The sequence below is a fragment of the Methanosphaerula subterraneus genome (assembly GCF_052055875.1).
In the GTDB taxonomy this organism is placed as follows: Archaea; Halobacteriota; Methanomicrobia; order Methanomicrobiales; family Methanospirillaceae; genus Methanosphaerula; species Methanosphaerula subterraneus.
On sequence record NZ_CP170508.1, the window covers coordinates 164,667 to 185,018 of the forward strand.

General features: G+C 58.8%; 8 protein-coding genes. 3 read left to right on the top strand and 5 right to left on the bottom strand.

Features of this window, described 5'->3' with window-relative positions:
* Positions 1 to 203: 203 nt before the first annotated feature.
* A complete protein-coding gene (locus tag ACFKSJ_RS00795) occupies positions 204 to 10,190 on the top strand; it encodes a PKD domain-containing protein (protein WP_440950380.1) in 9,987 nt (3,328 codons plus the stop codon).
* Between the two features lie 149 nt (positions 10,191 to 10,339).
* On the opposite strand, the gene ACFKSJ_RS00800 is transcribed toward ACFKSJ_RS00795, so the two are convergent.
* The 3 genes from ACFKSJ_RS00800 to ACFKSJ_RS00810 form a co-directional block, all read right to left on the bottom strand.
* Positions 10,340 to 13,615, bottom strand: a complete 3,276-nt coding sequence (locus ACFKSJ_RS00800; protein ID WP_440950381.1) for a PKD domain-containing protein — start codon at positions 13,613 to 13,615, stop codon at positions 10,340 to 10,342.
* Between the two features lie 350 nt (positions 13,616 to 13,965).
* Positions 13,966 to 15,369 (bottom strand): tetratricopeptide repeat protein, encoded by a 1,404-nt coding sequence (locus tag ACFKSJ_RS00805; RefSeq protein ID WP_440950382.1) that lies wholly within the window; start codon positions 15,367 to 15,369, stop codon positions 13,966 to 13,968.
* 136 nt (positions 15,370 to 15,505) lie between these two features.
* Positions 15,506 to 16,924 carry an MFS transporter gene (locus tag ACFKSJ_RS00810; protein ID WP_440950383.1) on the bottom strand — a complete coding sequence of 473 codons (1,419 nt, stop codon included), beginning with the start codon at positions 16,922 to 16,924 and terminating at the stop codon, positions 15,506 to 15,508.
* Between the two features lie 343 nt (positions 16,925 to 17,267).
* On the opposite strand from ACFKSJ_RS00810, the gene ACFKSJ_RS00815 reads away from it, so the two are divergent.
* Positions 17,268 to 17,612 carry a hypothetical protein gene (locus ACFKSJ_RS00815; RefSeq protein WP_440950384.1) on the top strand — a complete coding sequence of 115 codons (345 nt, stop codon included), beginning with the start codon at positions 17,268 to 17,270 and terminating at the stop codon, positions 17,610 to 17,612.
* Positions 17,596 to 18,258, top strand: a complete 663-nt coding sequence (locus tag ACFKSJ_RS00820; protein ID WP_440950385.1) for a class I SAM-dependent methyltransferase — start codon at positions 17,596 to 17,598, stop codon at positions 18,256 to 18,258. Before ACFKSJ_RS00815 ends, ACFKSJ_RS00820 begins: the two co-directional genes overlap by 17 nt.
* Before the next feature lie 4 nt (positions 18,259 to 18,262).
* On the opposite strand, the gene ade is transcribed toward ACFKSJ_RS00820, so the two are convergent.
* Together ade and ACFKSJ_RS00830 are read right to left on the bottom strand one after the other, a co-directional pair.
* Positions 18,263 to 19,966, bottom strand: a complete 1,704-nt coding sequence (ade, locus tag ACFKSJ_RS00825; protein ID WP_440950386.1) for an adenine deaminase — start codon at positions 19,964 to 19,966, stop codon at positions 18,263 to 18,265.
* Between the two features lie 2 nt (positions 19,967 to 19,968).
* A complete protein-coding gene (locus tag ACFKSJ_RS00830) occupies positions 19,969 to 20,325 on the bottom strand; it encodes a hypothetical protein (protein WP_440950387.1) in 357 nt (118 codons plus the stop codon).
* Between the last annotated feature and the right edge of the window lie 27 nt (positions 20,326 to 20,352).

Consider the following 20,352-nt stretch of genomic DNA (forward strand, 5'->3'; position numbering starts at 1 on the left):
TTATTTATTCTCTTTTTAGATTGTGAACCATTCGGTACAGTCCGGTTTGAACGACTCGTCGACACACACCACGGGTCGGTTCCCTCTGATCATCCAGCGCCGCCTCGCTTAGGCGTGCCTATGTCACGGCATCGGTTCAGACGGGCTGGTATCGTTGAGGACGGCTGACAGCCTGCTCCCCACAACAGGTGATTTGATTCATGATGAGTTACCGTAAAGCAGGAGAGTTCCTTCTCCTCCTGATTATCCTGATCGCCGCTCTGGCGACCCCGGCCATGGCCGGACTTGTACTGCCCAACGACACCGGCACCGGTGCCGCGATCAACCCTGAGTCGCTCTCGCTCCCGCTCAGCTTCATCGAGAACCAGGGGCAGGCCCCCGACGCGGTGAAGTACCAGGTCAATGCGGCCGGCCACTCGATCGCCTTCGAGCCCGACCGGATCGTGCTCACGGCCAGCCAGGACGTGAACGAGACGACCAGAAGCGCTGAAGTCACGATGACCTTCCCGGGCTCATCGGCCTCGCCGGCGATCGCCGGCCTCGACCGCCTGCCCGGGAGCGCGAGCTTCTTCCTCGGGAATGATTCGACGAAATGGCGGAGTGACGTGCCGATCTTTGGATCGATCGAGTACCAGCAGCTCTACCCCGGCGTCGACCTCCGGTACAACGGTACTCAGGGGGTACTGAAGCGTGAGTTCGTCGTCGCACCCGGCGCCAGTCCCAACCAGATCGCCATCGCCTACGACGGCATCGACGGGCTGGCGCTCGCTGAAAACGGCTCGCTTGCGATCACTACCTCCCTTGGAGTATTGACCGATGAGGCGCCAGTCGCCTACCAGGCGATCGACGGCGTGAAAGTGCCGGTCACGTCTTCGTACCGTCTGAAGGACGACGGGACCGTCGGGTTCACGGTCGGAGCCTACGACCAGTCCCGGCCGCTCATCATCGACCCGACGCTGCTCTACTCGTCATTTTACTGGGGACACCCAAATTATACAAAAACTGCCTTCAACCAGGTTTGTGTCGGTCAGACTGGCAATATCTATCTCGCAGGGGTAACTAATTTCGGTTCTCTCCCGGTCCAGAACGCTTATCAGGGGTCCATGAGCGGTACGCAGGATGCCTTCGTTGCCGAGCTGAACCCTGAGGGCAACCAGGTTCTCTACCTCTCGTACCTCGGCGGTTCCGGACTCGATTGCCCCCAGGGGTTGGGCGTCGACAACGCGGGCAACATCTATCTCGCCGGAGGGACGAGATCCGACAATTTCCCACTTCAATCACCCTTCCAGACCGCAAGAAATGATTCGTATAGTGCGTTTGTGACAAAGTTGAACCCTTCAAATCCGTCGGGCTCACAACTCGTCTATTCATCATACCTTGGAAATAACGGTGCTTACTCCTCCTCTTCTTCAACCGGAATCTCTGCAATCGTCGTCGATTCGTCAGGGAACGCCTATGTATCGGGGTCTTCCAAAAGTGCGACAGGGGCTCAACTCCCGGTCACCGCCGATGCCGCCCAGCCGACCTCTGGTGGAGGAACCGATGCCTATCTCGCAAAGATCCCATCTGATGGGTCGCTGACATACCTGACCTACCTTGGAGGCTCAGGAACGGAGGGGACGCCCGCGACAAGTGGGTCTAATTTTTTACCGGTTATGGGGCTCGGTTTCGACCCGGCAGGCAATATCTATGTGGCCGGCAGAACCGTATCCACCGACTTCCCGGTCTTGAACGCGTACCAATCGGCCAATGGAGGCTCGAATGATATATTCGTTGTCAAGTACAGTCCGTCTGGTTCGAAGGTCTATGCCACGTACCTCGGTGGATCGGGAGATGACTACGTCGGTGATCTCGCCACCGATGCATCTGGGGCGGTCTACCTCACCGGCTATACCCTGTCCACCAATTTCCCGATGCAGAACCCGGCACAGGGGACCATAAATGGGTCGCAGTCTGTTTATATCACCAAGCTCGCTCCCTCCGGCTCCGCTCTCGATTACTCGACCTACTGGGGAGGAACTGGCAGTAGCCAGACCACTGGGTTCGGCATTGTCGTTAACGATGCTGGTGAGGCATATATTGACGGGCGCACCGATGCCATGAATTTCCCGCTCATCAACGGATCTCAGTCTTCTTATGGAGGAGGAGCATGTGATGGTTTTGTTGTCAAGTTCTCAACTGCGGGGAACACCGCACTGTACTCCACCCTGATCGGTGGAGAATATACGGATGAGTTGTATGGCATCGCACTCGATCATGAGGGGAATGTGATCGTATGTGGGGATTCTCAAAGTAACGGTTACCCGACGACGACATCCGCATATCTGACGACCAATCCGGGGGGCTTACAGTTGTCAAGTATCCTCACAATCCTGACCGATAAGGCCGTGGCCGGCTTCACCGCCACCCCGACCAGCGGTTATGCGCCTCTCGCCGTGCAGTTCAACGACACCTCTGCCGGCTCTCCGACAAACTGGTCGTGGGACTTCGGCGACAACACCACCTCGACCGAGCAGAACCCGGCCCACACCTACACGGCGACCGGCCTCTACTCGGTCAACCTGACCGCCTCGAGCTCGGCTGGAAGCACCCATATCCTCAAGACCGACTACATCACGGTCCTCGATCAACCGGCCCTGCCGGCCGCAAACTTCACGGCGAACGTGACGACCGGTATCGCCCCGCTGACAGTGCAGTTCACCGACACCTCATTGGGCGAGAACCTGACGGCCTGGTCGTGGAACTTCGGCGACGGGAACCTCTCGACCGAACAGAACCCGGTCCACACGTACGCCCTGACCGGGAACTACACCGTGAACCTGACGGTGACGAACACGTCCGGCTCCAACTCCTCCGTGAAGGCCGACTACATCCTGGTCTCGACGCAGCCCCAGCCGGTTGCGAACTTCACGGCGAACGTGACGACCGGCACCGCTCCGCTGGCGGTGCAGTTCAACGACACCTCGCTGGGTGAGAACCTGACGGCCTGGTCCTGGGCGTTCGGTGACGGCAACACCTCGACCGAGCAGAACCCAATCAACAATTATACAACGGCCGGCACCTACACCGTGAACCTGACAGTGACGAACGCGACCGGGTCCAACTCCTCGGTGAAGACGAACTACATCACCGTCACCGCATCGGAGGCCCCGACGGCTGACTTCATCGCGAACATCACGAATGGCACCACCCCGCTTACGGTCCAGTTTAACGACACCTCGGTCGGCGCGAACCTGACGAACTGGTCGTGGGACTTCACCAACGACGGGCTCGTCGACTCGATCGAACAGAACCCGATCTTCAATTACACAACGGCCGGCAGTTACACCGTGAACCTCACGGTGACGAACGCGACCGGCTCCGATAGCGAGGTGAAGGCCGGCTTCATCACCGTATCGGCACCGGTGGTCCCGACCGTCGCCCCTGTGACCGGTGTGATCCCGGCGAGCAGCAACGTGAACCTCCTGGTGGCGAACAGCGCCGGTGCCCGGTTCGACGACTACGGCAACGACACCTACAACTTCTTCAACACGGGCCAGTCCGCGACCCAGGGCTTCAACGCCCTCCATATCACCACGGACCCGGTAACAACGGAATCCGGCCAGGTCACGACCAGCGGCAGCCAGTCGGGAACTTTCTACATCACCGACACGGGCGGCCGCGGCTGGGACGACGACGGTGTCCTGATGCTCGCGGTTAACGGGGCGATCCCCGATGACTTCAAGGTCAATATCCATGCGAGCGGGTACACCTGGACGCCGGTTCTGACCGGCAGCTACCCGACATTCGGGGGCGTGACGCTCTCTCCCGATGCGCTGAACGAGACCTTCACAAAGGCCGACTTCATCTACGGCCCGCAGATCTGGCGGCCCTCCCCGGGAACGGCGACCATGTACCCCATCTACAACGCTCAGGACATGACGAACACGACCGATACCTTCTCGCTCATGTTCATCGATCTGAATGCGGGAATCCTCGGTGGAGGTACCCGCGGCCAGGCGAGTTTCTCAGGGCAGACCCTGGCGAACAACGGTGCGATCCGGGTCGACTACACCTTCGAGAACCTGACGACCTCCGCGGCGTTCGATGCGTATGCCTACGCGGTCTCTTCCAACCAGGGCCAGGGCATCCGCTGGACCAACCGCCTGAGTGATACCGGGGCGTCGGGATTCATGGTGACTGCCCTGCCTCCGGCCCTCGTCGCCGGCTTCACTGCGAACGTGACGAATGGCGCCGCCCCGCTGGCCGTGCAGTTCACCGATGCGTCGACCGGCTCCCCGACGAGCTGGTCGTGGGACTTCGGTGACGGTAACACCTCGGCGGTGCAGTCGCCAGTCCACAATTATACTGTGGCAGGGAACTACACCGTGAACCTGACAGCCACCAACGCCGGCGGTTCCAATACCTCGGTGAAGACGAACTATATCAGGGTCACCAGCCTGGTGACCCCGACGCCGACGATCACCCCTGTGGCCGGCGGTGTCCTCCCCGACTACAACAACATCTTCGTCAGGGTGGCGAATGACGCAGGCGTGCAGTACGACGCCTTCGGCAACGACTCCTACAACATCCGGTTCGAAGGCTACGACCGCGGGCTCAACGCCCTGCACATCACCACCGACCCGGCCGTGAACTTCGGCCAGGTGACGCAGACTGCGGCACAGTCCGGGACGTTCTATGCCACTGATTCCGGCGGGAAGGGCTACGAGGACGAAATCCTCCTGCTCGTCGGCGTGAATGGCACGGTCCCCGACGACTTCAAACTCCATGTCTCGGCCGACGGTTACACCTGGACTCCGAACACCGTCAGAAACACGGCTCCGACCTCCTACACCTACAACGGCACCACCCTCGACGAGACCTTCACGAAAGCCGACCTCGTCTACGGTCCGCAGACCTGGAGACCAACCGGCAACGGGCTCTCCTATCCGATCTATGCGGGACAGGACACAGCCGACGCCGGGAACACCTTCCAGTTGATGTTCATCGACCTGAACGCCGGCGTGCTCAGGCCGAACACGACCCTCCAAAACCAGGGAGCTGTCCGAATCACCTACTCGTTCGAGAACCTTACCTCGCTCGCGAGCTTCAACGTCTACGGCTACTGCCAGACCTCGAACAACGGCGACGACATGGTTGCCTGGTCGAACTCGCTGATGCCCGACAAGGCCCCGAGCGGCTACTCGGTCACGGCCCCGTCGCCGGCCCCTGTCGCCGGCTTCACGGCGAACACGACGAATGGCACCGCTCCGCTCGCGGTCGGTTTCACCGACCAGTCGACGGGCTCCCCGACCTCGTGGTCGTGGTCCTTCGGCGATGGTAACACCTCGATCGAACAGTCGCCGGCTCACAATTACACGTCGGCCGGGAACTACACGGTGAATCTCACGGTCACAAATGCCGGCGGTTCCGACAGCGAAGTCAAGACCGACTTCATCACGGTTGCCGAACTGGTGACTCCAACAACGACAGCCACAACGACCCCGACGGTGACACCCACGACACCTCCCAAAACGTTCTTCACCGTTGGTGCCAGCGGGTGTGACTTCACGACACTGACGGATGCGCTTAATAGTGCGTCGGTGGTCGACGGCGATACCGTCTACGTCTACAATGGTACCTATCTACTCACCAGCACAGGTATTACAAAATCCATCACCCTCAGGGGGGAAGATGCCAATTCCGTAACCATTGATCTCAGTGGATTGACGGGACCAATCACCGGAAACGGAACAATATTTGAAAATCTCCGTTTCACGAAGGGGCTATTGAGTTTTCCTTCGGTTGGTGGTGGAGCAACGAACATGATCATACGGAACTGTATTTTTGAAGATATGAAAAATCCGGGTTCCAGCAGTGGTGCGATCAAGTTATTTGGAACAAATAACACCATTTCCGGAAATGTATTCAAAAATAATGCTGTGTACAACGTGATCTATCTGACCGGGACGAATAATATCGTCGAAAATAATATTTTCACGAACACCACGTCGGTTGCAACCATAAGAGGTGTCGTCCGTCTCGCTGCCGGTTCAGGAGCCATCGTCAGGAACAATTCATTCAGTGGCAACTCCATGCCCTGTGTCCTCATCCTGTCGAGTATGCTGACCCCCAGAGTATATCTCAACAATTTTGATGTACCCAGCGGAACAAGCCCTGTTGCAGTTCAGGGTGTTAACGACGCTCCGTCGTTCCCCTGGAGCTCGCCGACGGCAATAACCTACACCTATCAAAATGTATCTTATACCAAGGCCCTCGGTAATTTCTATACCTCCTATTCCGGCGTGGACGCCGATGGGGATGGTATAGGAGACACCTCGTATCGACTGACAACAAACCAGATCGATTCTGCTCCGCTGATGGACCGAACACAGTTCTACCTGGGGTCTTCGCATTCTCCCACGGCGTCTGTCAGCGTCATCCCTGCATCGGCGACGGTCAATGTCAGCGAAACAAAACAGTTCGCCGGGAAAGCTATCGATAGCGACGGCCTGAATGTCCCGGGCCTGAACTATACCTGGTCCTCCAGCAACGAGACCGTCGGCACGATCTCTCAGACTGGCCTCTTTACTGCACGTGCACCAGGATCGGCGAACATCACTGCCTCGAATGGCGGGATCAGTAACACCTCTATTGTTACCGTTCTCTCCTCTCAGCCGCTGCCGGTTGCCGACTTCACGGCGAACGTGACCTCCGGCTCTTTACCGCTCACGGTTCAGTTCATCGACGCATCGACCGGTTCGCCAACAGCGTGGGCCTGGGACTTCACCAACGACGGGACGGTCGACGCCACCACACAGAACCCGATCTTCACCTACCCGGCACGCGGGACCTACTCGGTGAACCTGACGGTCTCCAATTCAGACGGGACCAACAGCACGATCAAATCGAATTACATCGCGGTCTCCGGGGCAACAACCTGGACGGTTGGTGCCAGCGGGTGTGACTTCACGACGCTGCCGGCTGCGATGTCAGCGGCTGTCGACGGCGATTCCATCTATGTCTACAACGGCACTTACTCCTTCAGTGCCCTATCAAAAAATAACATCAGAATTACAGGTGAGGGAGCAGATCTCGTGACCATAAATCTCGGAGGAACTGGGTACCAGGTTCAGGGATCCGGGTCGATTTTCGAGCAAGTGAAGTTTACGAATGGAAGAATATCCTTACCCTCTACAGCCCCCGTCGCCCAGAATATTATCATCCGAAATTGTATCTTCGAGGGTATGAAATCCACCAGTCCCGCACCCTATGGGCTTAGTGTCCTTGGTCAAAATAACACCTTTCAAAATAATATGTTCAGAAATAATGCAGTAGCCTGTGTGATCCGGGTTGGGAGTGGCCCTAACAATAGCATGAAAAACAACACCTTCATGAACAATGGTCCGTCTGGTACATCAAAGGCAGTCCTCGAGATTTATACAGCTGCTAATCCTGTGATTATTGAAAATAATATCTTTAAAGACAACACCTATTCATGTATTTACGTCCAGAATCTCATGCTGGCGGATACGGCGATCACCCTCAACGATTTCATCGTTCCTGATGGGGTAACACCTATTAAGACGTTTGGGACTATTCCGGCCATCTCCTGGGTTACGTCCACAACGGTTCCGTATACCTATCAGGGAACATCCCATACTGGCGTTCTCGGAAATTACTGGAGCACCTATTCCGGCACAGATGCAAATGAGGATGGCATCGGCGACACCCCATACAACACCGGGGTTTCGACTCAGGTTGATTCTGCTCCGCTGATGGATCGGACACAGTTCTACTTCGGGGCCTCGCATTCAGCCACGGCAGTCAGCGTCATCCCTGCATCGGCGACGGTCAATGTTAGCGAAACAAAACAGTTCGCTGGCAAAGCCACCGATAGCGACGGCCTGAATGTCCCGGGCCTGAACTATACCTGGTCCTCCAGCAACGAGACTGTTGGGAATATCTCCGAGATCGGTCTCTTTACTGCACATGCACCAGGATCTGTGACGATCACCGCCTCGACCGGCGGGATCAGTAACACCTCTGTTGTTACCGTTCTCTCCTCTCAGCCGCTGCCGGTTGCCGACTTCACGGCGAACGTGACGAACGGCACCTCACCACTCTCGGTCGGTTTCACCGACCGGTCGACCGGCTCACCAACGAGCTGGTCGTGGTCCTTCGGCGACGGCAACACCTCGACCCTCCAAAACCCGAGCCACACCTATACGGTGGCCGGGAACTACACCGTGAACCTGACGGCCACCAATGCCGGCGGGAGCAACACCTCGGTGAGGACCGACTACATCACCGTCACCACGCCGGTGACCCCGGCGCCGGTTGCCGGCTTCAGTGCGAACGTGACGAACGGCACCGCTCCCATCGCGGTCGGGTTCACCGACCAGTCGACCGGCTCACCAACGAGCTGGTCGTGGTCCTTCGGCGACGGCGGAACCTCGACCCTCCAGAGCCCAAGCCACACCTACGCGGTGGCCGGTACCTACACCGTCAATCTCACGGCAACGAACGCCGGCGGCAGCAACACCAGCACCCGGACCGGCTACATCACCGTCCGGGCACCGGCGACCCCCACAACCGTAGCGACAACAATTGCAACAACAATCCCAACGACCATAGCAACGACAGTACCAACAACAGTACCGACCACGACGACCGTGACCCCGACCCCGACTGCCACGCAGCAGCCGGTGGTGGCCAACTTCACCGCGAACGTGACAGCCGGCCAGTCCCCGCTCGCCGTGCAGTTCACTGATCTGACCACCGGATCGATCAGGCAGTACTTCTGGCAGTTCGGAGACGGAGGAGCCTCGTTCGACCAGAATCCGGTCCACATCTACACAGCCGCCGGCACGTACACCGTCTCCCTCGTCGCCATCGGTTCGACCGGATCCCAGGTGAAGACGATCGCCCAGTACATCACGGTCACCGCACCGGGGACTCCAACCCAGACCGTCACCCCAACCGTGACAAGCACAACTCCAACCACAACGACCGTGATCCCAACCCCAACCGTGACAACGACCATCCCGGTCACGACGACCGTGACCCCGCTGCCGACCTCGCCCGGTCATGACCTGCCGATCGCAAACTTCGTGGTCACCTACCTGGGCGGCGCCGGTTCGATGGGCATTCAGGTGACCGACGCCTCGACGAACGCCACCACCGTGAAGTATGACCTCGGCGACGGCACGACCACCGCCTACAAAAACTTCCGGTACACCTACTGGCAGCCCGGCACCTACACGATCAAACTGACTGCGACGAACGATGCCGGAACCACCGAGAAGACCGTCACCGTGACGGTGCCGGCCGGTTCCCCCACGACCACGACCGTCACACCGACCGTGACTGTGACAACGCCGGCACCAACTACAACGACGGTTACGCCGACGCAGACCTCGACTGATCCGAACCTGCCTGTGGCCAACTTCACGGTCACCTTCCCGGGCGGCCTGGGTTCGATGGGTATCCAGGTCACCAACACTGCCGTGAACGCGACTTCGGTCCGGTATAATCTCGGCGACGGGGCGACCACCGCTTACCCGAACTTCACCTACACCTACTGGCAGTCAGGCAACTACACCATCAACCAGACCGCGACCAACGCGGCCGGGTCTACCAACAAGACCCTGGTGGTGACGGTACCGGCGGTGTCGACCCCGACCACAATCCCAACCACAATCCCGACCACAACAACGGTCTCACCGACCGCGACCACGACCGGTCCGGTCTACAACGGCACACACCTGATCCCCGGCCAGCTGCAGGCCGAGGACTACGACCTCGGCGGCGAGGGTGTCGCCTACCATGACACCACCGCTGGCAACGAAGGCGGGGTCTACCGGCATGACGACGTCGACATCGAGACCCTCGACACCGACCGGAGTCCGAACGTCGGCTGGGTCCGGACCGGCGAGTGGCTCGCCTACACCGTGAACATCGGCACGGCCGGCACCTACGACGCCGGGTTCAGGGTCGCCTCCTCCCATGCAGGCTCATCGGTCCAGGTCTACCTGGATGACGGGACGACTCCGGTCGCGACGGTCAACGTGCCGAACACCGGCGACTGGCTGGCCTTCCAGACCGTGCAGGTACCGGTGGCCCTGCCGGCCGGACAGCACCGGCTGAAGCTTGCGTTCCCGACCGACTACGCCAACATCAACTGGATCGACTTCACCCCGAGGGCCTGAAGTCCATCCCTTTTTTCACAACCCTCCGGTCTTCATCGGTCAGGGGCATCGTTCATCCGGAATGGACGCTCTTCTCCCGACCTGGTGGATAAAAAAAGCGTCTGATTCTCCTGCATTGATGCCGGCAAAAAAAGTGAATGTCTCTTCAATCATGTCATGTTGAAGAGGATGACCACATCGTCGAAGTCTATCCGTCCGTCGTGGTTGAAGTCGAAGGCGCCGACCGGTTCATTGGCTGCGATCCAGTCCATCTGGTCGAAGAAGAGGACCACGTCGTTGAAGTCGAGGGCTCCGTTCCCGTTCAGATCTTCATACAACCCGTCATGGTTGATATCAGTCGGCATGCCCGTCCCGCCGGGGACCTGCTCTCTCTCGGTGGGCAGGTTCTCCTCGACGACGACGGGGTGCATCACCACTGGACTCCACGCACCTGTTGCATTGGCTGCACCGAAGAAGACCTGATAGGTTCCGGCGGTGCTGAAGGTATGTGACGGGTTTCGATCAGTGGAGTACTGGCCGTCGAAGTACCAGAACCAGCTGGTCGGGTGTATGGTCGAGGTGTCCGTGAAGTTCACCGGTACCCCCGCCAGTGCCGGCGTTCCCCAGGTGAAGTCCACGATGCCCGGCTGATCCGGCGTGACCGTGGTCGATACGGTCGTCGGAACAGTCGTCTGTACGGTGGTTGGTTGCGTGGGTACTATTACTGTCTGTGTGGTGGTGGGCTGGGTTGGTATAACCACGGTCTGTGTGGTGGTAACAGTGGTAGTGGTCGTAGTGGTGGTCGTCACGGGTGCCCGGACGGTGATGTAGCCCGTCCGGGTGCTGGTGTTGCTGCCGCCGGTGTTCGTCGCTGTCAGAACCACCGTGTAGGTGCCAGCCGCTGTATAGGTGTGGGATGGGCTCTGGAGGGTCGAGGTTCCGCCGTCACCGAAGGACCACGACCAGCTCGTCGGTGAACCGGTCGACTGGTCGGTGAACCCGACCGCGATGGGAGCGGTGCCGCTCGTCACGTTCGCACTGAAGCCGGCGACCGGGCTGGTCGCCACGACGGTGACGGTCTGTGAGGTGGTGGCGGGTCCGCGGCTGTTCGAGACCGTCAACTGGACGGTGTAGGTGCCGGGTGCGGCATACTGGTGTATCGCGGCATTCTCGGTTCCATCCGGGGTGCCGTCCCCAAACGACCATCTGTACGAATCGATTCGACCGGTTGAATCGGAAGAGAAGGTCACCTGGTCATTCACCGAGATGGTTGTCTCCGGGGTATACGAGAAGGCCGCAACCGGCAGGGCCAGTGCCGTCACATGGATATACCCGGTCTTTTCGACCTGATCGGTGCCCGCAGCATTGCTCACGACCAGGGATACCGGGTAATCCCCGGCTCCCAAATAGGTGTGGGCCGGGTTCTGCTCGATCGAGGTGGTGCCGTCCCCAAACGTCCAGGACCATGAACCGGGCATCCCGGTCGACAGGTCGGTGAACTGGACGACCAGGGGGGCTTCCCCTGACTGGATGTTTGATGCGAAGTCGGCGGTCGGTGCGACGGCATGATCGTTCCAGGTGACCAGGTCAACCCACCCGGCATCGAGTCCGTCACTGCCGGACGGGTCCTTGATGTACGCCCATTTCAGCGTATGTGCGCCGTCACCTTTCACCAGGAATGACGCCCGCCACCAGTCCTCAGAGCCGTAGATCGAGTCCTGCAGTTCATCGTCGATGAAGAAACAGAGAAGGTCGACCCCCAGCTCGGAGCTGACCTTCCAGGTGAAGGCGATCTCGCCGGGTCCATTCACGGTCGTTTCGAGCCAGGTCGACTGATCATCGGTGATCTGGCCGCTGCGGACCGCGTCACCCTCGACAAACCAGGTTTTATCTTCATCACCATAGGTGGTCCAGCTGAGGTTGGGACTGTCCAGGGCCCAGCCGATGGACCCGGTGGCCGGCGTCGTCGACGGTACCGTGGTCGCCACCGTCGTGGTCGTGGTTGTCACGGGGGCCTGGACGGTGATGTAGCCGGTCCGGGTGCTGGTGTTGCTCCCGTCGGCGTTCGTCGCCGTCAGAGCTACGGTGTAGGTGCCGGCCGCTGTATAGGTGTGGCTTGGGCTCTGGAGGGTCGAGGTTCCGCCGTCACCGAACGACCACGACCACGAGGTCGGGGTGCCCGTCGACTGGTCGGTGAACCCGACCGAGAGCGGTGCAGTTCCATTCGTGATGTTCGCACTGAAGCCGGCAACCGGAGCCGGGGTTGCCGGGGCGGTGACCGTGATGTACTTGGAGGTTGTGTTGTTCCCGATTGCATTCAGGGCGGTGAGCATCACCTGGAACGTGCCGGCACTCGTGAAGGTGTGGACCGGGCTCTGCAGGGTGCTGGAGGTGTAGTCGTCATAGAACGTCCAGCTCCAGCTCGTCGGTCCGTTTGATGATAGGTCGGTGAACTGCACCGTCAGAGGAGCCGCCCCGCTCGTGACATCCATTGAAAAGTTCGCGACCGGTTGGAGCATTCCGGCCGGTGGGGGTGCCACGATGGTGACGGTCTTCGCGGCGGTTGACGATCCGAGGCTGTTCGAGACGGTCAACTGGACGGTATAGGTGCCGGCCGCAGTATACTGGTGCATCGCCGTCATATCAGTCCCATCCGGGGTGCCATCGCCGAACGACCATAGGTACGAATCGACCCTGCCGGTGGAGTCGGAGTAGAAGGAGATCGGGTCATTAACCGTGACGACGGAATCCGGCGAGTAGGAGAAGGCCGCTACCGGCTTGGTCAGTGCCGTCACATGGATATACCCGGTCTTTACGATCTGATTGGTACCCACCGTATTGCCCGCGACCAGGGATACCGAGTAGTCTCCGGGCGTCATATAGGTATGGCCCGGGCTCTGTTCGGTCGAGGTTCCGCCGTCCCCAAATGTCCAGGACCACGAGGTGGGTATCCCGGTCGAGAGATCGGTGAACTGGACGGTCAGGGGGGCTTCCCCTGACAGGTGATCTGATGCGAAGTCCGCGATCGGTGAGACCGGTTGATCATTCCAGGCGACCTTGTCCACCCATCCGGCATCGACTCCGACACTGCCTGAAGAATCCTTGCTGTACACCCATTTGAGTGTGTGTTCGCCGGCGCCTTTCACTGAGAATGTTATGGGCGACCATTCCTCCTGGCCGGAGATTGAGTCCTGCAGTTCGTCGTCGATATAGAACTCCAGCACATCGATCCCCAGTTCGGAGTCGACCTTCCAGAAGAAGGAGACCTCGCCCTGTCCATCTACGCTCGTCTCAAGCCAGGTCGCCTTTTCATCGATGATCTGGCCGCTGCGGACTGCGTCTCCGTCGACAAACCAGGGTATATCTTCGTCGCTTCCTGTCGACCAGCTGAGGTTGGTATTATTCAGGGCCTCGCCGAGGGAGAGGGCAGAGGCGTGTACAGTCATCCCAATCAGGAGAAAAAAGAGAAGAAGTCCAAGTGTGATCGTTTTGTTCTGTATCATAATCATCGCCGTATCAGTTTTACCTCCGCAATTACGCTAAAACTATTTATAATTATCTCTTTTGCTTTTATTTTTTACAAAAATACGTGTTTTATGTTGAATTTTTTTAAAAAAGCGAATGGATTGTTTTATAACGCGCATAGTTGTGGGTGTTCGGAATCCCTGAACTGGATCCCATGATATTCTCTATTATGAAGATGGGGAGAAAAGTGAATCTGGTCCCGGGTGGACATGTCGCCCTCCCCGAAACAGGTGTCTGAATTGATGACGTATCTCGACAGCAGGATTATCCTTCAATCCTCATAATCGCTGTATCCATAGTCCCCATACGATTCTTCATCATTCTCCGGGAGATCATCATCCCGATCATAGTCGCCATAGCAACAGTTCTCCTCTTCAAAGCATCCGATCTTCCCGAGAATCTTGTCACGTTCAGTCTTCGCCTTCTCAAAGAGGGGTTCGATCTCAAGGGCTTCGTTGAAGCATTCGAGCGCGTCGGCTTCCCGGTTGAGTGCGACGAGGCAGACTCCTTTCTGGTAGAATGCGGTCTCGTCCTGCGGGTCCGTCTCGATCATCTGTTCATAGCAGATGAGCGCTTCAGCAAGCCTCCCCATGTTGATCAGGCACCTGGCCTTCTCCACATATCCCCGTGTGCCGGCGCCCTCGACCATCAATACCTGGTCGTAGCAGTCGATAGCCTCCTGGTACTCTTCAAGGGCGGCATGGCAGTGTCCGATCAGATACCTGGCTTCAGTACTCGCGGGATGATGGACGAGCACCTTCTGATACCACCCGATCGCTTCCTTATACGCACCCCGAAACCGGGGGAGATGGCCGCGCTCCATAAGGGCCCGTTCGTTCTCCGGATGCTCTTTGAGGACCATCTCGAGACAGCGAACTGCCTCCAGATGATCTCCTGTTTTCATACAGAGTTCCCCTTTCTCAAGCCAGGCCTGTTCACAGTCCGGGTCAATCATCAGGGCCTGGTCATACGCCTGGTGCGCCTGATCAGAGCATACAAGTTTTGCCATGCAGTGTGCTTTGGCCAGCAGGGCCTTCTGGTTCGTGCTATCGGTGGTGAGCAGATGATCGAAGCACGTGGCAGCCAGGTCTTCCCGTTTCAGCCGGATCAGGTCGTACCCTTTCAGTAGCCAGGCACTCTTCTCTTCAGGCGCCAGTCTGAGCAGTTCTTCATACCAGAGGACGGCCTCCTCCAGTTCGCCCGTCCTTTCCAGGCATTCCGCTCCTGCGTAGAGGGCGGCGGTATCCGCGGGCTCGATGGTGAGTACCTCGTTGAAGCAGAGGAGTGCCTCCTCATGCTGTCCGGCCATGCCCAGGCAGAGGCCCCGGTTGTACCACCCATCGGCGTCATCGCCATTCTGGGCCAGGTACTGGTCGTATGCCTCGACGGCCTCCTGGTACCTGCCGAGATTGTAGAGCGTGGCACCCAGTTCAAACCAGGCATGAACTGGGACGACACGTCCATCGATGGCGCGCTGATAGCAGGCCACCGCCTCATCATAGGCACCTCTGGTATAGGCGGCCATTCCCTGTCTACACCACCCTTCAGAGGTGGCGGTGGCCGCAGGTTCTGCACGCCTGGTCACATCTGCCTGTGCACTGCTGATCCGAAGTCCTGCACCACCGCTCCGGTACGCCGTTTCACCATCCCATCCGGGTCCGGATTCTGGTGTCATGATCGGATCTCGGAGTTCAACTAAAATATTTGTTTGTATTTTTACAGCCTGACGAAGGACTGGGGGGTCTGTTCCAGTCCGGTTCATCTGCGATACCTGCCAGAACATCCCGGAGGGCGCAAGGGCCGGATCGCTTCTAGTGGATTCTGGGGGGGCCTGCCTGGAGGGCGAAGCGGGCACGCATGAACGAGAAGACCCCGGCGACCAGGCAAACGAATCCTGCGATCACGATAATGATTGCGATGGTGATCGCTAGCAGGGGTCCGGGGGTTCCCAGCACCGCTCCCTGGTATCCGAAGGTCCGTAAGATCGAAGAGACCAGGATCGTTGAGACCGAGACCCCGAGTGCCATCCCAAGGTTTCTGGCGGTCGCGGTGACGCTCGATGCCATCCCCATCTTCTGGGGTGGAAGGGCGCTCATCAGGTCGGTGTTGTTCGGGCTCTGAAAGAGGGCTGACCCGATCCCGACCCCTGCAAATGAGATGAGTATCAGCATCAGGTTCTGAATTAAGGTGGCGTACCCTGAAAGAAAGAAGGCGCCTCCCATCATTATCATTCCGATTGTTGCATAATGGGGGGAGTGATGCCGATCATAGAGCCACCCGGTCAGCGGAGAGAGGAAGAACATGATCGCCGGCACCACCAGGTAGACCATCCCGACCTGGGACGGTTCCAGTCCCATCACCCCTTCAAAGTAGAAGGGGCCGGTCACGCTGAGCATGAAGTTCGCGATGAAGTAGAGGATCATGCTGAGCGTCGGGAGAGAGAAGAGTGGATTACGGAAGATCTCAAGATCGACGAGCGGGTTCTTTGCCTGCGTCTCGTACCTGATGAAGGCTGCTGTGGCGAGGATGAAGATCAGGGTATAGAGCAGCACCATGGGACTGACACCGTTGGTGAGCTCCCCCAGCATCAGAATCAATGCAACCATCAGCACCACCAGGGAGATGGAACCCGGCAGGTCGAGGTTCAGGTCCAAGGTCTTCTGCTCATCGATCCGCAGGAACCTGGCAGCTGCGAGAAGAAGCACGATGCCAATCGGGACATTGATGAAGAAGATATACTCCCAGCCGAGCGTCCCGACCAGAAACCCTCCGACGATCGGACCTGCAATGGCTCCGATGGCCACCGTCGCCCCGAGGTATCCCATCGCCCTGCCCCGCTCGGTGATCGGGAAGGCCATGAATATGATGGCCCCGCTGATAGAGAAGACCATGGAAGCGCCGATGGCCTGCAGGATCCGAAACGCAATCAACATCATCAGGCTGGTCGAGAGGCCGCAGGCCAGGGAGCCGGCGGTGAAGATGGCCATGCCGCTGATGAAGAGACGAACCTTTCCGGTATAATCGGATACCTTCCCGAAGACCAGCAGCAGGCTCGTCATGGTGATCAGATAGGCAGTGATCGTCCACTGGGACTGTGCCACATCAACACCAAAGAAACCGGTCATGGTCGGGAGTGCGATACTCACCACGATCCCATCGAGAACTGCCATCAGTATTCCGGTCAGTACGATGATGAGGATGATATACCGGTTCGTGTCTTCGGAGGTCACACTGGTAGGGGGATGGTGCTGGGTCATTGGGGATCGGGTTCCTGTTCTCGCACGCGGATACCTGCCGGCCGGCCTGCGCTGTGACCGGTCAGAAGGTCATATTCGCATCAGTATTTGCCATATCTTCTATTTATAGTGTTGAACGCACCGTCCTTGACTGATCGAAGACGAAATACTTGTCGGAGATTGGTCAGTTTGAATAGAGAATGTTTGTTCGCCGGGAACGCCTTCTTCTGGATGGGTCGGGATCGATGGTCGCCACCCGGCCGGCCTGGTTGTTTTCATGAGGATGCAGACCGGTCCCTGGGATGGATTGATATCGATCCCCGGCACTGATCGTACCATGGATGCACGTTTCTGGGTGATTGTTCCACAAAAGGGCAGGTACACCCAAGAAAATCCGGCCATGCTGATCAGGGCCCTCTCCGATGAATGCGGCCTGTATTATGAACGATACGATGATCTCTCCGATGACTGGGTCTATGAACGGGATTTCAACGCCGAATCCGCTGCTGGGCTGGATGCGGTCGAGATCCCTTCCACTGAGGCTGCTGCGCTCGAGGAACGGATTCGGAGAGCGATCAGCCGGCTCACCTACTCCCAGATGAAGGCCCTGGTCGAAAAGCGGGCGATCGAGAAGAGGAACACCTACGAGGTCTCCCTCGACCGGTATGACCGCAGAACCTGATCGTGAAGAGGATATGGCCGGACCCGCCGGGCCGCTGGTGGCATGGGACCTGGAATATCGGTCTAAAGGTCGACTCTGGGGTGGGAATCCGCAGGGGATCCCTCCCTTCCCTGCAGGGACGCGTGTACTTGAGGTCGGATGTGGTGACGGGAAGACGCTGGCAGCGCTGGCTGCCCGGGGGGTACAGGTCACGGCATTCGACCTCTCGCCGTCTGCCGTCCGCCTTTCTAAGGCCCAACTCAGGCAGGGACTTTATGCAGACCTGCTGGTGGCCGACGGCCGCTCTCTTCCGTTTCGGGCCGGCTCGTTTGATGCCGTGATCCTGTACCATGTAGCCGGGCACCTCCGGTCGAGCGATCGGGGGCAGCTCGCAGCCGGGTGCACCGATCTCCTCCGGTCCGGCGGACACCTTTTCTTCCGGGGGTTCAGCTGCGAGGATCTCAGGGCGGGAAAGGGGACCCCTGTGGAGGAACAGACTTTTCTCCGGGGAAACGGGATCATGACGCATTATTTCTGTGAGGAAGAGGTGGCCTCGCTCTTTTCTGACATGATCCGGAAGTCAATCACCACCCACCGCTGGACGATGCATATCCGGGGAGAACCGCTGGTCAGGGCCGAGGTGCTGGCTACGTTCCAGAAGCCCTGATCGGTTATGCTTTCCTTTCGGGCTTCTGATCGGTCCATTCATCATCATCGATGTATTCGAGTGGAACCCTGTGCTGCATATCGACATCGAAGAGCCCTCCCGGGGTGATCCGAAGATGGGGGATCACCGGCAGGCCCATGAACGAGAGGTACATGAACGGGTCTCGAATCCCCCCCATTTCTGCAGCAAGGCCGTTGATGATATCGAGGTCTGCCACCACCTGCTGGTAAGGGAGGACTGACATCAGCCCGGCACACTCCAGGGGGAGGACCGCCGTCCTCTCGCCGAGCACGGCAGCGAGTGCACCATGCGCACTGATCACCAGGTCGACCGCCCTGCAGATCTCCTGATCAGAGGTTCCCACGGCGATGATATTGTGCGCATCATGGGCGACACTCGTCGCGATGGCCCCGCTCGTAAACCCGAACCCCTGTACCAGGCCGACACCATACCGGGATCCCCGATAGGCATCACAGACCACGATCTTCAGCAGATCCTCTTCGAGGTCGGGGACGATGCCGGCCGCGGGAGTCAGGAGCCGTGATTCGGTCAGGATCTGTCCCGGGACGAGGCCGATCACCCTGCAGGGGCCATGGGTCCTGATCTTCAGGTCATTCGGGCTGGGTACGGTGCAGGCGTAGGTCCTCACCGGGTGCGGCGTCGGAGGCATCTCCCGGTTGACTGCATCGACCGGTCTTCCTCCCCGATAGGTCTGCTGAACGGTGAAGGGCGACCCTTTCCCTAATACACAGAAATCAGCCCGCCGGCCCGGTGCAAGTGCCCCCCGGTCGGTGAGCCTGAACCGCTCCGCAGGTGAAAGGGTGGCCATCTGGATCGCCTCGTCCGGATCGATGCCGTACTCGATCGCCTTTCTGATGCAGTCATCGATATGGCCGGCCTTTGCCAGCAGGTCGGCATGCCGGTCGTCGGTGGCGAACGAGCAGCGAGGCACCGTGCACCCGGAGACCACTTCGGCCAGGGCCTTCAGATTCTGCTCGGTGGAACCCTCCCGGAGGTACAGGTACATCCCCCTGCTGATTCGTTCTCTCGCCTCTCCTGCAGAGGTGCACTCATGGTCGCTCTGTATCCCTGCCAGGATGTATGCATCCAGGGGGTGGTCGGAGAGGAGGGGTGCATGGCCATCGACGATAGGAGAGAGTGCACGTTTCAGCGCGACCTCCGGATCGTTGCCGATGACCCCTGGCACGTTCATCATCTCTCCGATGCCGATGACGCCGTCCATGTCCAGAAATGGTTTCAGATCCGCGGCATTCAGGACGGCTCCTCCCTGGTCGTCAGGCGTGGCCGGGACACAGGAGGGGAGCATGATCAACAGGTCGATCGAAAGAGCCGGCCGTGCGGCGAGCATGTACCTGATCCCAGCACTCCCCAGGACATTGGCGATCTCATGGGGATCGGCGATCACGGTCGTCGTCCCGTGGCTGGAGACCAGGTGAGCGTATTCATGGGGGGTCAGGAGGGAGCTCTCGATATGCACATGTGCATCGATCAGCCCGGGAACGACCCTGGCATTCTTCAGGCTATGGACCTGATGGGCACGGTATGCACCTGTTCCCAGGACGATCCCGTCCTTCACTCCAAATGAGGTCAGTTCCCAGGAACAGGTGAATGGATTGAAGACCTCGGCGTCGGTGAAGAGGAGATCTGCCGGGATGTCCCCTCTGGCTGCAGCAATGAGCTGATCCATGATCAGACCTTTAAGTCCCGGATCACCGCAGCCTTTCGCTCATTGCCATACGTCAGGTACAGGTAGACTCGGTAGGACCCAGGAGCCAGGGTCACCGGCTCGGTAAAACTGTTCTCCCCTTTCATCACAGATACATAATCTGCATGTTTGTAGATCTCCTGCTGCTGGAGATCCTGAAGAGCAAAGATCGTCACCTGCAGGACGGCATCGGTCCTGTTCTCTGCACCGCTGACATTCAGGTGGAGCGCACCCGGAGTATAGGAGATTGTGCCGAATCCTGTGGTCATACATCCGGAGAGAAGGGTTAGCAGTATCACCAGGACGAGCAGGATCAGGAGGGGTGCGCGACGTTTAGACATTATTCACTCTGTATGTTCACCGTGGTG

What these genes read in the sequence shown, in the direction of transcription:
- ACFKSJ_RS00795 (WP_440950380.1), top strand. Translation starts at nt 204, where the DNA reads ATGAGTTACCGTAAAGCAGGAGAGTTCCTTCTCCTCCTGATTATCCTG.
- ACFKSJ_RS00800 (WP_440950381.1), bottom strand. Translation starts at nt 13,615, where the DNA reads ATGACTGTACACGCCTCTGCCCTCTCCCTCGGCGAGGCCCTGAATAAT.
- ACFKSJ_RS00805 (WP_440950382.1), bottom strand. Translation starts at nt 15,369, where the DNA reads ATGACACCAGAATCCGGACCCGGATGGGATGGTGAAACGGCGTACCGG.
- ACFKSJ_RS00815 (WP_440950384.1), top strand. Translation starts at nt 17,268, where the DNA reads ATGGATGCACGTTTCTGGGTGATTGTTCCACAAAAGGGCAGGTACACC.
- ACFKSJ_RS00820 (WP_440950385.1), top strand. Translation starts at nt 17,596, where the DNA reads ATGACCGCAGAACCTGATCGTGAAGAGGATATGGCCGGACCCGCCGGG.
- ade (WP_440950386.1), bottom strand. Translation starts at nt 19,966, where the DNA reads ATGGATCAGCTCATTGCTGCAGCCAGAGGGGACATCCCGGCAGATCTC.
- ACFKSJ_RS00830 (WP_440950387.1), bottom strand. Translation starts at nt 20,325, where the DNA reads ATGTCTAAACGTCGCGCACCCCTCCTGATCCTGCTCGTCCTGGTGATA.